This window comes from Kocuria marina, from assembly GCF_000786655.1.
Taxonomy (GTDB): Bacteria; Actinomycetota; Actinomycetes; order Actinomycetales; family Micrococcaceae; genus Kocuria; species Kocuria marina_A.
On sequence record NZ_JROM01000007.1, the window covers coordinates 164,456 to 178,686 of the forward strand.

The 14,231-nt window shown below is 64.9% G+C and carries 10 protein-coding genes and 1 pseudogene; 7 read left to right on the top strand and 4 right to left on the bottom strand.

Translation table 11 applies throughout. The features are described 5' to 3' along the window. Positions 1 to 117 precede the first annotated feature (117 nt). Positions 118 to 1,890, top strand: a complete 1,773-nt coding sequence (locus AS25_RS01425; protein ID WP_035960259.1) for a DUF2334 domain-containing protein — start codon at positions 118 to 120, stop codon at positions 1,888 to 1,890. A 73-nt stretch (positions 1,891 to 1,963) separates the two neighbouring features. Here the strand turns inward: AS25_RS01425 and AS25_RS01430 are convergent, their stop codons facing one another. From AS25_RS01430 to AS25_RS01440, 3 genes are all read right to left on the bottom strand, one after another. Continuing rightward, on the bottom strand, positions 1,964 to 2,431 hold the full coding sequence (locus tag AS25_RS01430) for a DUF4282 domain-containing protein (protein WP_035960269.1): 468 nt from the start codon (positions 2,429 to 2,431) through the stop codon (positions 1,964 to 1,966). A 424-nt stretch (positions 2,432 to 2,855) separates the two neighbouring features. Further along, positions 2,856 to 4,382, bottom strand: coding sequence for a catalase (locus AS25_RS01435; RefSeq protein ID WP_035960279.1), 1,527 nt, complete (start codon positions 4,380 to 4,382; stop codon positions 2,856 to 2,858). Between the two features lie 72 nt (positions 4,383 to 4,454). After that, positions 4,455 to 4,958: a Fur family transcriptional regulator gene (locus AS25_RS01440; protein ID WP_240919077.1), complete on the bottom strand. Its 504-nt coding sequence runs from the start codon at positions 4,956 to 4,958 to the stop codon at positions 4,455 to 4,457. 526 nt (positions 4,959 to 5,484) lie between these two features. Here AS25_RS01440 and AS25_RS01445 point away from each other — a divergent pair. The 6 genes from AS25_RS01445 to AS25_RS14025 all read left to right on the top strand — a co-directional run bounded on the left by AS25_RS01445 (position 5,485) and on the right by AS25_RS14025 (position 13,866). After that, positions 5,485 to 7,473, top strand: a complete 1,989-nt coding sequence (locus AS25_RS01445; protein ID WP_035960285.1) for a type I restriction-modification system subunit M — start codon at positions 5,485 to 5,487, stop codon at positions 7,471 to 7,473. Then, on the top strand, positions 7,470 to 8,756 hold the full coding sequence (locus AS25_RS14015; RefSeq protein WP_156960859.1) for a restriction endonuclease subunit S: 1,287 nt from the start codon (positions 7,470 to 7,472) through the stop codon (positions 8,754 to 8,756). Before AS25_RS01445 ends, AS25_RS14015 begins: the two co-directional genes overlap by 4 nt. Next, positions 8,753 to 11,902, top strand: a complete 3,150-nt coding sequence (locus AS25_RS01460) for a type I restriction endonuclease subunit R (RefSeq protein WP_035960311.1) — start codon at positions 8,753 to 8,755, stop codon at positions 11,900 to 11,902. The genes AS25_RS14015 and AS25_RS01460 overlap by 4 nt, the downstream gene beginning before the upstream one ends. Before the next feature lie 61 nt (positions 11,903 to 11,963). Beyond that, positions 11,964 to 13,205: a heparan-alpha-glucosaminide N-acetyltransferase domain-containing protein gene (locus AS25_RS01465; protein WP_253270429.1), complete on the top strand. Its 1,242-nt coding sequence runs from the start codon at positions 11,964 to 11,966 to the stop codon at positions 13,203 to 13,205. Positions 13,206 to 13,321: 116 nt separating this feature from the next. After that, the gene (locus AS25_RS14480) at positions 13,322 to 13,504 is read left to right on the top strand and encodes a hypothetical protein (RefSeq protein WP_437123701.1); all 183 of its coding nucleotides are present in this window, start codon (positions 13,322 to 13,324) and stop codon (positions 13,502 to 13,504) included. 104 nt (positions 13,505 to 13,608) lie between these two features. Next, positions 13,609 to 13,866, top strand: coding sequence for a PIN domain-containing protein (locus AS25_RS14025; protein WP_216594092.1), 258 nt, complete (start codon positions 13,609 to 13,611; stop codon positions 13,864 to 13,866). On the opposite strand, the pseudogene AS25_RS14030 reads toward AS25_RS14025, so the two are convergent. After that, positions 13,824 to 14,036: pseudogene (locus tag AS25_RS14030) on the bottom strand (integrase core domain-containing protein); the annotation flags it as partial. The gene AS25_RS14025 and the pseudogene AS25_RS14030 overlap by 43 nt on opposite strands. Positions 14,037 to 14,231: the final 195 nt, after the last annotated feature.

The window sequence follows — 14,231 nt, forward strand, 5'->3', positions numbered from 1 at the left end:
CGCCGGGCTGGCGCGGACGATCCCGGGGTGCGCACGGCAGCGCACCCGACGACGGGAGACGCGCGGTCCGGGGGGACCCGCGGGAACGTGCGGAAGCACAGGGAGAGGGAGACAACGATGGACGGGGACTTCAAGCTCACACGGCGAGCGCGGATCGGGTGGCTCGCGGGCATGGCCGTGATCCTGACGATCGCGCTCGTGGTGGTGTTCGGCCTCACGAGCAGCTCGCTCGTGGAGGGGCAGGCTTCGAGCCTGGCCAAGCAGTACACGGATCCCGAGTTGGACGGAGCGAGCTCCACCGAGCCGGAGGAGCAGCTGTCCGCGAGCTACGGTCGGGACGGCGGCAAGTCCACGCTCGTGCTCTACGACAACACCGGTGCCGCCGCGGACGCCAACGCCATGCACGCGATCGCCACGGGCAACCTGCTCACACACTTCGGGAGGACCGAACTCAAGCCGGTGGTCGACTACACGGGCGCCATGGTCGAGAACTACGACGCCGCGGTGTACATCGGCGCCGACCACCGCGTCCCGCTCCCCCATGCCTTCCTGGACGACGTCCGCTCCACCGACAAGCCCGTGATGTGGTTGGGCCGCAACATCGAGGCCCTCGCGGGTCCCGACGACGCGCAAAACGCCCAGTTCCGGGACAAGTACGGCTGGGACCCCCGCGCCGCGACCACGGTGGACAGTTCCAAGGTCACCTCGGTCGAGTACCAGGGCGAGAAGGTGCACCGGGAGACCCAGGGTGCCCCTGAGATCGTGGTCCCGTTCACGGGCACGAACGACAAGGTGGAGGTCCTGGCGACGTCGCAGTGCACCGAGCGCGGTAAGCCCACCTCGTGCACGGCGAACGGTTCCCCGGAGGCCCCCTGGGCCATTCGCTCCGCGAACCTCACGTATTTGGCCGAGGTGCCCCTGGACTACATCGACGCGAACGACGTGTACCTGGTCTACACGGATCTTTTCTACGACCTCGTGGGTTCGGACGCCCCCGCGGTGAAGCAGGCCGCGGTGCGCCTGGAGGACGTGGGCCCGGAGTCCAACCCGAAGGACCTGCGCCGCGTGGCCGATTACCTCGCGTCCGAGAACGTCCCGTTCCAGGTGGCCGTGATCCCCATCCAGATTGGGCAGAACAAGGACGGCTCCGACTGGTACGGGCTCAGCCTCACCGACCGGCCCGAGGTCGTGGACGCCCTGAAGTACATGCAGAGCAAGGGTGGCACGCTCATCCAGCACGGCACCACGCACCAGATGGGCACCATGGACAACCCGTACAGCGGGCGTTCCGGTGAGGATTACGAGTTCTACCAGTTCGGATGCACGTCCACCGGCACCGCGCCCTACACGTTCGAGGAGTGCACCAACGACTCCTACATCACGCCCGTGGGCCGCGTGGCCCAGGACGACGTGGACCAGTGGAAGGACCGCCTCGAGGCGGGACGCTCCGTGATGGAGGACGCCGGTCTGGGCGCGCCCACGATCTTCGAGACCCCGCACTACGGCGGGTCCGTGAACTCGTACGTGGCCATGGCCCAGGAGTACGACGCGCGCTACGAGCAGGGTGACTACTACGCGAGCATTCTCACGGGGCAGCCCTCCGAGGCCGGAAAGTCCTACAGCCAGCAGTTCCCGTTCACGGTGAGCGACATCTACGGCGGCACGGTCTACCCCGAGAACCTGGGCAACATCACCGAGGGCGAGCAGAACAACCACGCGATCCGCGATCCCAAGTTCCTGATCTCCCGGGCCAAGGCGAACCTCACGGTGCGCGAATCCACGGCCAGCTTCTTCTTCCACCCGTACCTGGATCTGAACTACCTCAAGCAGACGGTGCACGGGATCAAGGACCTGGGCTACGAGTTCACACCGGTCACGGAGCTGAAGTAGTGCGCGCCCGGGCCGGCGCCCCCCCACTCGGGACGCCGACCCGGACGCACAACACCCTGGGTTCAGCCGCGGGTCAGCGCCTCTCCACGAGCGCGGTCGTGTTCTGGGCGGTGCGGATCATGGAGATCACGAACTCCAGGAACACGCGCATCAGCACGATGTTGATCAACACACTCACGAGCCCGAAGATCACGAACAGTAGACCCGCGGCGCTCTCCGTGAGCGCCACCAGTCCCGAGATCACCATGATCAATCCGCCCAGTGCGCTGAGTGCGATCGACAGGACGTAGATGAACTTCGCGAACTTGATGGTGATGAAGTGCTTGAAGTCCAGGTCGAACAATGCGGCCAGGAAGCCCGGCTCGCTATCGGGGCGGTGCGGCGCGTGCGGGGGCTGCGCAGCGCCGTCGTGCGGGGCGGGGTACGCATCGTGGCGGGGGGTGCTACCGGCGGCGTAGGGGTGACCACCGTCCGCTCGGGGACCGGCCACCGGCTCCCGGGGATCGTTGTGGTCGTAGCGGGGGTAATTCTGCTCGGACATGACACTCCTCGTGGGGGCGATAAGTGAAGGACACGGGGCCGCGGGCAGCAGCCCCGCCCTCATTCTGACCCGCGGGCGTGCATTCGCAAACGATTGCTCTGTGACGCCGACGTCGAAGCGCGGACATTACGCGCCGGACGACGCCGTGCCGCGCGGCTCCCCGGCCCGCCCTTCCCGAACGGGCCCGTGCTCGAGGTGAGCGGCCGGGTCCCTCCCCCTGGAGCGCTCAGTTGTCCGCGCGCCCCCCGGCGGGCACCCTGGACCCGGAACGCGCGAACACCCGGCCAGGATCACTGACCGGGTGTTCGCACCTGTGTGAAATTCAGGGGTCGCCGACCCCCGGCGGCCGGGAGCCCCGCACGGTGGTCATCCCACCGCGCCCGGGCCCGCCGAACGCACCCGGGGTCCGTTCACCCCCGGGGCGTCACTCGCTGATCTCGGAGGTGCTCGTGGGGTCCTCGTCCACGCCCATGCCCGGAACCTCGGGGTTGGCGGCGTTGGACTTGACGGCCTCCTCGATGCGCTGACCGATGTTCTCGTCCACGTTCTTCCAGTACTGGAAGGCGTTGGAGAGCACCGGCTCCGCGACACCCTCGAGGGCGCCGGCGACGGTTTCGACGAACCGCGCGCGCTGCGCGTCGTTGAAGACCTCGCGGATCAGGGTGCCCGGCTGACCGAAGTCGTCGTCGTCCTGACGCAAGGTGTAGGCCTCGCGGACCAGAGCGCCGTCGTCCTCCCAGCCGTTGTCCACGGGGCCGGTCTCGTCCGACCAGGAGTCACCGAAGGAGTTCGGGGCGTACACCCGCCGGGCACCGCTGTGGTGATACGTCATGCTGCCCTCGAAGTTGTAGGTGTGCACTTCGTTGATCGGGCGGTTCACCGGCAGCTGCTGGAAGTTGGTGCCGACGCGGTAGAGCTGGGCGTCCGCGTAGGCGAAAGTGCGCCCCAGTAGCATCTTGTCCGGGGAGTTGCCGGTGCCCGGGACCATGTTCGCCGGGGAGAAGGCCGCCTGCTCGATCTGGGCGAAGAAATTCTCCGGGTTGCGGTTCAGGGTCATGGTGCCCACCTTGTGCCGCGGGTAGTCCTTCTTGGACCAGGTCTTGGTCAGGTCGAAGGGGTTGAACCGGTAGGTCTTGGCCTCCTCGTACGGCATGATCTGGAAGTACAGGTCCCACTTCGGGTACTCGCCCCGCTCGATCGCCTCGAACAAGTCGCGACGGTGGACGTCGCCATCGGCTCCGGCCAGGCGCTCGGCCTCTTCGTTGCTGAGGCTCTCCACGCCCTGCCGCGACTCGAAGTGCCACTTGACCCAGAACTTCTCGCCCTCGGCATTGACCAGCATGTAGGTGTGCGAGCCGTAGCCGTTCATGTGGCGCCAAGTCTTGGGCAGGCCGCGCTCACCCATCAGGTAGGTGACCTGGTGGGCGGACTCGGGGTTGTTGGTCCAGAAGTCCCACTGCATGGTGCCGTCACGCAGCCCGGAGTCCGGCAGGCGCTTCTGCGAGCGGATGAAGTGCGGGAACTTCATGGGGTCGCGCACGAAGAAGATCGGGGTGTTGTTCCCGACCATGTCGAAGTTGCCTTCTTCGGTGTAGAACTTCAGGGCGAAGCCACGGACGTCACGCCAGGTGTCCGGGGAGCCCAGCTCGCCGGCCACGGTGGAGAAGCGGGCCAGCATCTCGGTCTTCTTGCCCGGCTGCAGGAAGTCCGCCTTGGTCCACTGCGAGACGTCCTCGGTGACCTCGAAGGTGCCGAACGCGCCGGCGCCCTTGGCGTGCGGACGACGCTCGGGGATGTTCATCCGGTTGAAGTGCTGCAGGGTCTCCACCAGCTGGTGGTCATGCAGCACGATCGAACCGTTGGGGCCGGTGGTCAGCGAGTTGCGGTCGCTGACAGCGGGAATGCCGGCCTGGGTCGTGGACCCGGTGGCGTGCGGGGTGGGTTCCGTCATCGCGTACTCCTTGATGGGGTTGGGATGGGTGGGTGAACCGGTGGCCCAGATGGGTTCCCGGAGCTCAGGGGTCTAGACAGGCACCGCGGTCGCACCGGCCCGCTGGGCCGAGCAGTCGGAACACACGCCTTGGTAGACGACATCGGCCACGTGGATGCTCATCCCGTGGGTCTCGCTGGGAGTCAAGCACGGTGCATGCCCCACGGCACAGGCCACGTCCTCGATGCGTCCACACACCGTGCACACGGCATGGTGGTGGTTGTCGTCGACCCGGGTTTCGTACCGTGCCGGGGAGTTCGCCAGGTCCAGCTGGCGCAACAGTCCGGCGTCCGTGAGCGAGTGCAGCACCACGTAGATGGACTGCACCGTGATCTCCGGCAATGCCGTGCGCACGTCCGCGAGCACCTCGTCCGCGGTGGCGTGCTGGTGGCGCTCGAGCGCGTCCAACACCGCCAGTCGGGGCTTGGTGACCCGCAGTCCGGCCGCCCGGATCCGATCGGTCCACAGCACGGGCACGACGGCGCCGCCGCCGTTCTCCCGTTCCCCGGGCTGATCGGTCAGAGTGGTCGAGGTCATAGCTTCACTATGTCATGTTTTGAGTTACTCATCAAAAGGTTGCGGGGTGTGCCGGGTGGCGGGAGGGTGAACCCTCGGGGAGGGCGGCTTCCCCCTCCTCACCCTCTGGCGCCGCGGCAAACGCTCTCCACTACATCCATGCCGCGATCCACACGGTTTTTCCTTGTTTTCTGGTCGTTCTGCACCACAGATGTTCCCACCCGCTGTCCAGCGGCGTGTCCGTTCGCGCGGGCCATCGACGACGCCGCCCGCGGCCTCCGCGGCGCCGAACTGCGGGCGGCCGTACTACCTGTCCGGGTGCTTCGCGGCAAGGTACAAACCCGCCAGCCCACAGAGGGTCTCCAACAGGGGCAGGTCACACTGTCACCAATTCGTGCAACAGACCCATTTGGTTCCGCTGGTTGGCCGGCACCAGATCCGGGAACCTTCAGCTCACAAAAAGGCGGCGAAGAGAACAGCTTCTCGTTGCCCCCCTCGTAGACTGCACGGTAGACCCCCGCCCCACCGAGTAAGGCAGCCACCCACCGTGTTTAACCACGCGTCCTTCATCTGGGGTGCCGCAGACATCCTGCGCGGCACCTATAAGCAGCACCAGTACGGCGATGTGATCCTGCCGTTCACGGTCCTGTTCCGCTTGGACGCCGTGCTTGCCCCCACCAAGGAGGATGTGCTGGAGGCCATCGGCCCCACCTACGTGGACACCGAGCCGCCCTTGGCGATGATCCGCAACCGCACCAAGCAGGCCGGCAACGAGCACACCTACAACTTCTTCAACCGCTCCCGCCACACCCTCAAGACTTTGCAGGGTGACCCCGACAACCTCGAGGAGAACCTGCGCGACTACGTCAACGCGTTCTCCGAGAACGTGCGCGAGATCTTCCAGAAGTACGAGTTCGAGCAGACCATCTCCGGCCTCGCCCAGCACGATCTGCTCCTGCAGGTCCTGCAGCACTTCACCAAGGCCAACCTGCACCCGGATGCGGTGTCCAACGAGCAGATGGGTCACATCTTCGAGGAACTGATCCGCAAGTTCGCGGAGGCGTCCAACGAGACCGCGGGTGAGCACTTCACCCCGCGCGAGGTCATCGACCTCATGGTCACGCTGCTGCTCCACGACGACGAGGAGCTCACCACCCCCGGCATCGGCCGCGACGTCTACGACCCCACCGCGGGCACTGGCGGCATGCTCTCCGCCGCCGAGAACAAGATCAAGCAGTTCAACAGCGAGGCCTGGGTCAACCTGCTCGGCCAGGAGATCAACCCCGCCTCTTATGCAATCTGCAAGGCGGACATGGTGGTCAAGGGCCAGCCCATCGACAACATCGTTCTGGGCAACACCCTGACCAACCCGGCATTCGAGAACCGCACGTTCCACTACTGCCTGTCCAACCCGCCCTTCGGCGTGGATTGGAAGCAGCACCGCAAGGCCGTGGAGACCGAACATCAGATCGCAGGGTTCGCCGGCCGCTTTGGCCCCGGCCTGCCCCGCGTCTCGGACGGCTCGCTCCTTTTCCTGATGCACCTGATCTCCAAGATGCGCGAACCCAGCGCCACGGAGGAGAACCAGTCAGCCGGCCGCGCGGCCATCGTGCTCAACGGCTCCCCCCTGTTCACGGGCGGTGCCGGCTCCGGGGAATCCAACATCCGCAAATGGGTGCTGGACAACGATTACCTCGAGGCGATCATCGGTCTGCCCACGGACATGTTCTACAACACCGGTATCTCCACCTACGTCTGGATCCTGTCCAAGGACAAGGCCCCCGAACGCCGCGGCAGGGTCCAGTTGATCGACGCCACCGGCATGTTCGTGAAGATGCGCAAATCCGTGGGCTCCAAGCGCAAGGAGCTCTCGCGGGAGAACATCGCGGAGATCAGCCGGATCTACGACGAGTTCACCGAGTCCCAGCACTCCAAGATCTTCCGCACCGAGGACTTCTTCTACCGCACCATCACGGTGGAGCGCCCGCTGAAGCTCAACTTCGCGTTCACCGCCGAGCGCATCGAGCGCGTCATGGCCTCCAAGCCCGTCGCCAAGCTCTCCGACGGCGACGCCGCCACGCTCCGTTCCGCCCTCCAGGCCCGGTCCCAGCGCGCGGCCGAAGAGGTCAGCGCCAATAAGAGCGCGTTCACCTCGGAACTTCTCGATGTCCTGACCGAGGCCGGGCTTCAGGTGAAGCCCGCGGTGCTCAAGGCCATCGTCACCGAGCTGAGCGAACGGGACGAGAGCGGGGAACTGCAAACCAACCGCGTGAAGGACCCGGAACCGGACCCCACGCTGCGCGATACCGAGAACGTCCCATGGGACCAGGACATCCACGAGTACCTGGAGCGCGAGGTCAAACCCTTCGTCCCTGACGCCTGGATCGACGAATCCAAGACCAAAGAGGGTGCGGAGATCCCCTTCACGCGCCACTTCTACGAGTACGTCCCACCCCGGCCGTTGGATGAGATCGACCGCGACCTCGACGAGGTCTTGGGCCGCATCCGCGCGCGTCTGGAGGAGGTGAAGCGGTGAACAGGACCTCCTGGCTAAGCTCGGTACCGTCGCATTGGGCCGTTCGACGAGCCGCTCATGTTATTGACATGGATGTAGGGGGAACCCCTCCTACTTCACGACCTGAATACTTCGATGGCGACATTCCCTGGCTGACAATCGCCGACATGAAATCAGGATCGGTAACCAGCTGCGAAAAGTACTTGTCTCGAACGGGTGTCGAAGCAGCCCGCATCCCTTGGAGCCAAAAAGGAGATCTTCTTTACAGTTTTAAGCTGAGTATTGGAAAGACTGCGTTTACCGAAATTGATTTGGTAACCAACGAAGCCATCGCATCCATCCACTCAAGCAGTCGCATCAACCTACGTTATGCGTATTGGATGCTCCCTTTAGCCTACGAAGCTGCAGCATCGCGTAATATTTATGGTGCTCCCATCCTCAATCAACAACAGCTTCGTGCAGCTCGACTCCCGATACCACCCATGGCGGAGCAGCAGCAGATCGCGGACTACCTCGACCACGAGACCGCCGAAATCGATGCCTTGATTGAACAGCTTGCCGAAGTAGAGGCCCTTCTCAGCACCCGGCGACGGACAATAATCGATGATGCGTTTACCCGCGCTGGCCGCCCTCGAATCGCACTGAAATATCTCGGCGTGCTCCACTCTGGACTCACTCTGGGCAAACGTTACGAAGTCCCCACCCAGTCCTACCCCTACCTTCGAGTGGCCAACGTTCAGGCGGGGCACGTGGATCTGACGGACGTAACAGAGATCGACGTTCCACCCGCCGTAGCAGTTGAGAACCGCCTTGAACCTGGTGATGTATTACTAACCGAGGGTGGAGATCGTGACAAGCTAGGTCGCGGCGCTCTGTGGAAGGGACAAATCGATCCCATCCTGCATCAAAATCATGTTTTCGCTTTCAGGTGTAACTCGAAACTCCTTCCGGAGTACTTGGTTTATGCCCTGGAATCCACTCCCGCACGGATCTACTTTGATCAGACGGCTCGTCAGTCAACGAACCTAGCGTCCACTAATTCGACAGTCGTCAAGAACTTCAAGCTTCCCGCACCCCCTGCTACCGAGCAGCGGTCGGTTGTCGAGCGCCTGGATCATGAAATGTTGGAAATGCAAGAAATGCTCGCGAACGCCAATAGAATCATCGACCTCGCCCGCGAGCGGCGGGCCGCACTCATTACCGCAGCCGTGACCGGGCAGATCGACGTGACGGCTCGGAACAAGCCGGCGGCGGAGCAGCTCGAGGATGACGTCGCACAGGGTCTGCACAGGGAGTTCGCATGAGAGCACCGCATCAGGAAAAGCAGTTCCAGAAGGAGATTGCGGAGTACCTGGAAGGGCACGGGTGGCACCACTCCCCCAATTCCCAGGGCTACGACAAGGAGCGGGCGCTGTTCCCCGAGGACGTCCTCGGTTGGCTGCGGGACACGCAGCCGGAGCAGTACGCTCGCATTGTTCCCGAGCACGGCGATGAGGCCGCGCGGGCCAAGGGCGAACGCCGGATCCTGGATCGGCTGGCGTCGCAATTGGCGCAGCCGGAGAAGGCCGGGGGTGGCACGCTCAACACCCTCCGCCGTGGCTTCTCGGTGCCTGGGGCGCAGCGGTTCAGCATGCTCACCGCTCCCCCGGCGGATGACCGCAATCCCCGGATCACGGAGCGCTACGCCAAGAACCGGGTGCGGGTGGTCCAGGAGGTTGGCTATTCCACGCGGAAGAGCGACCGCATCGACCTGGTGCTGTTCCTCAATGGGCTGCCCGTGGCGACCATCGAGATCAAGACGAACTTCACGCAGTCGCTGCAGGCGGCCATCGAGCAGTACAAGACGGACCGCACGCCAGCCGGTGAACCGCTGTTGACCCCACACCGGGGAGCGCTCGTGCACTTCGCGCTGACCGAGAACGACGTCTACATGACCACCCAGCTCAGGGGCGCGGACACATTCTTCCTGCCGTTCAACCAGGGGCATGACAACGGAGCTGGCAACCCGCCGTCGCAGGGCGGCGTGGCCACGTCCTACTTCTGGGAGCACATCCTGGACAAGGACACGTGGATCACCGTCCTCACAAAGTTCGTGTACGTGAACCACGAGAAGAAGACCGATCCCCGGACGGGGCGGGCCACCGAGTCCAGCCAGATCCGCTTCCCTCGCTTCCACCAGTGGCGCGCGGTCACCAAGCTCACCGAGGCCGCCAGAGAAGACGGACCCGGGCAGAAGTACCTCATCCAGCACTCCGCAGGTTCCGGCAAGACGGACTCCATCGCGTGGACCGCCCACCGCATGGCCTCCCTGCACACTCCGGAGGGCGAGAAGGTCTTCGACACCGTGTTCGTCATTGCGGACCGGCAGGTGCTGGACCGCCAGCTCCAGGACGCGGTGGATCAGCTGGTCGTGACCACGGGAACCTTCGAACCCATCACCTCCGGTTCCGAGGGCTCCAAGACCGAGCGCCTGCTGGAAGCGTTGCGGGCGGGCACGCAGATCATCGGCGTGACCCTGCAGACCTTCCCGCACGCCCTCGCCAAGATCCGGGAAAAGGGCGGGACATTCGAGGGCAAGCGCTTCGCGGTGATCGCGGACGAGGCGCATTCGTCGCAGACCGGCGCGGCGGCGTCGTCGGTCAAGGACCTGCTGTACCGCAACGACCCGACCGCGGCGCAGACGGGCGAGGAGACCGAGCTGGAGCCGGGCGCGGACCAGGACGCCCTGGTCCAGATGGCCGCGCAGGCGGACGACGGTCGTCGGATCAGCTATTTCGCGTTCACCGCAACCCCCAAGGCCAAGACCCTGGATCTGTTCGGCACCCCGGGTCCGGATGGTAAGCGACAGGCCTTTGACCTGTACTCCATGAAGCAGGCCATTCAGGAGGGGTTCATCCTGGATGTGCTCAAGAACTACACCACGTACGAGATGGCCGCCCGGATCGCCCTCAAGGGTGCGGACCCCGAGACGGTGCCCGAGGGCAGGACGGGGATTGCGGCGTCGTCGACCGAGGACGAGGTGGACGTGCGCAAGGGGACGCGCGCGTACATCGGGTTCGTGGAGCTGCACCCCACGAACGTGGATTCCAAGGTGGACGTGATCCTCAAGCACTACCAGCACACCGTGAAGAAGGAGCTGGGCGGGCGTGCGAAGGCCATGGTGGTGACCGGCTCGCGCGCGTCCGCGGTGAAGTACCAGCGGGCGTTCCAGAGGCACATCGAACGGGAGAAACTGCCGCTGCAAACCCTCGTGGCATTCTCGGGCTCGCTGCCGGATCCGGATGTTACCGCGATCGGTAACGCGGCCGTGCCGGAGGTGACCGAGGCGTCCATGAACCCGGAACTGCGCGGGAGGGACCTGGCCGGGGTGTTTAGCCAGGAGGACCAGAACATCCTGATCGTTGCCAACAAGTACCAGACGGGCTTCGACCAGCCGCTGCTCACCGCCATGTACGTGGACAAGCAGCTCTCCGGGATCGCCGCGGTGCAGACGCTGTCACGGCTCAACCGGCGCGCGGACGGCAAGAAGAACACGTACGTGCTGGACTTCGTCAACGACCCCGCCCAGATCCTGGCGGCGTTCCAGGACTACTACGAGGACGCGCGCATCGAAACCGATTCGGACCCGGACCTCGTGGCCAAACAGATGACCAAGCTGGATGCCGCCAACATCTACACACCCGCGGAGGTCGACCGGGTGTGGGCGGCGTGGTCGGGTATGCGCGGCAAGCGCGGCGCGCTGACCTCGGCGCTGGTACCGGCGGTCGAGCGGTTCACCAACCGCTGGTCCCGCGCCGTGTACGACGACGACGCCGCAGCGCGCGACGAGCTCGACGAGTTCCGTTCCCTGCTGGGCCAGTACACGAAGTCCTATGCGTTCTTCTCCCAGATCCTCAACTTGGGGGACACGTACTACCTCAAGCTCTCGGTGTTCGCGGACCTGTTGGCGCGACTGCTGCGCGAACAGCTGGACGGCGGCGAGCGCGAGACGGTGACGGCGGACGACGTCGTCCTCACCCACTACCGGCTGGAGAAGCAGCGGGACGAGGACCTGCAACTGGAGGACGGCGAGGCCCGAGGGCTGCAGGGCATGACCGAAGCCGGCATGGCCCGCCAGCAGGAACGCGAGCGGGCAGCCAAGGCCGAGCTGGTGGAGAAGGTCAACAGATTCCTCGGAGGCCTGGACGCCAGCGACGAGCACAAGGTAAGCACTGTGGAACTACTGGTCCGCGAGGCCGCCGAGAACACTGACCTGCAGCAACAGGCGCGCAACAACACCAGGGCGGACTTCTCGCATTCCCCGCAGGTGCGTCTTGTGCTGGAGGATTCCGTGTGGAATCAGAACCGCCAGTCCGAGGCGATCGCCAAGCGACTCCAGGAGCTCCCGCCCACCGATCTGGTGGAACTGGCCATGGCGTTCGATTTGTGGGAACGGTCGCGGGCAGGGTAGGGGTTATCCCTGAAAGCGCGTGTTAGGGGGCCGCGAGGCCGGGGGGAACTCAGGAGGACGAGTGAATTCGACACGACGCGGTGGCACGGGGGACGTGGCAACCGCAACGGACGGGGCGCCGCGCAAGCGGCGACTGGTGGGGATCGATGCCGCCCGGGGGCTGGCACTGATCGGGCTCATGGCCATCCACCTGCTGCCCGCGTGGAACGAACAGACCGGGGAGGCCAGCTGGTCCTGGCGGTTGTTCTCCGGGCACTCGGCGGCCCTGTTCGCGCTGTTGGCCGGAGTGGGCCTGGCGCTGGGCTCCGGCGCCCGGCAACCACGCGAGGGGCGAGGCCTGACCGCTGACCGGGTGAGTGTCCTGGTCCGCGCCCTGCTGATCGTCACGGTGGGTATGACCGTCAACGCCGCGATGCCGGAGGACCCTCCCGCCTACAACATCCTGTTCTACTACGGCATGTTCTTCATCCTGGCCATCCCGTTCCTGCGTGCCCGCCCCAAGACGCTGTTCATCTGGGCCGCCGGGTTCGGGATCCTCTCGCCCCTGCTGATGCAGCGCATGCTGGATGTCCTGCCGGAGTGGTGGTACTACAATCCCACGCTGCCCAATGTCCTCAGCAACCCCGCGGGCACGCTGTCTCAGCTTCTGCTGACCGGCAACTACCCGGCGCTGCCGTACATGACGTACCTGCTGGTCGGGATGGGGCTGGGCCGCTTGGATCTGCGAGCAATGCGCACCCAGGTCCGCCTGGTGATCGTGGGCGTCGCGCTCACCGTGTTGGCCCAGCTCGTGTCCGCCGTGCTCCTCTACGGCCTCGGAGGCTACTCCGTATTGCAGGAGGCATCGCGCTTGAGCGAGTCCACGCTCGACGAGATCCTGGTGTGGGGTACCGACTCGCTACCGACCGACACCGGGTGGTGGCTGGCCATCACGACCCCGCATTCCAACACGCCGCTGGCCATTGCGACCAGCCTCGGGCTGAGCCTGGCGGTGCTGGGTGTGTTCCTGCTCATCAGTCAGAAGATCGGGGACTGGCTCGTGCCGTTGTCCGCGATGGGATCGATGACCCTTACGCTCTACTCGGCGCACCTGCTGGCGCTGTCCCTCGAGCTGCATTACGACTCCCCCTACCTCTGGTACGTCGTGCACCTGCTGGTGGCCGCTGTCTTCGCGGTCATCTGGCAACAGACTCTTGGGCAGGGACCGCTCGAGCGGGTGGTCGCCTACTGCGCGAAGGGGACGCGCCGCCTCGTCGCCGGGCGGGGCGGAAATGCCACTCCTGGAAGGACCCGCAACTCCTAACTGGCGCCAACCTCATCCCGCGGTACCCGCTCTGGCGTTCGACCTATGGGAGCGGCTGCGGCAGAGCGAGGGCTGCTGATCATCTGGGAATCTCCCGGCCGACACTGGTCAAGCTGCTGGAGCAAGGTGATATCCCATTCACCAAGGTCGGAAGGCACCGCAGAGTCCTGCTGACTGATCTCATTGCCTACGAAGAACGTCTCGAGAAGACACGCCGCGAAGGTCTCCGACAGGCAACTCACGAGGCAGCGAACCACGGCACATACTTCGACATCCCGGCAGACCCGACCACCCGGTAAATCCCTATGTCGTTCCCGGTGGTTCTCGATGCATGCGTATTGATTCCCATGCTTATCGCAGATCTATTACTGCGTCTGGCCACGGCCAAGCAATTCAGGCCGCTTTGGTCGAGAACTACGAGAGCCTCGTGCCTGCCATGACCAATGACCCCAAGGACAGACATGTGCTGGCGGCAGCGGTCCGTTCAAGAGCCGAGCTCATCGTGACATCCAACCAGAAGGACTTCCCGGCGACCGCCCTCAAGCCCTATGACGTTGCGGTGCGGTCTCCGGATGACTTGTTACTCGACCAGTTGGATTTGGACCTGGGCCGCCCCCTTCATTCGGTCCGGTCGCTGTGCGAGTCGTCGGTTTCCGATTGATGGGTGCATTGCCGAGCGTAGTCGACGGGTGCGAGGTAGCCGAGCGATGAATGCCGGCGGTCGTGGTTGTATTCGGTCTTCCAGTCGCCGATCACGACCTGGGCGTGGAGCAGCGAGTAGAAGCTGTTGATGTTCAGGCACTCGTCGCGGAGCCTGCTCTCGGCATCCTCGCCTTCACTTCGGCGAGGTCACCCGTGGCCAGGCCTCTCGCCCTCGCTGCGCCACCGGCGACATCCTCCGCTTCGCGAGGTCACCATGGACGAGCCCCTCGCTGGGCGACGCGTGCGTCCCGTCATGGCCTGAGACCTCACATCACCGACGGGGCCCTGCCGAGAGACGATCCTCACGGCAGGGCCCCGTCACGG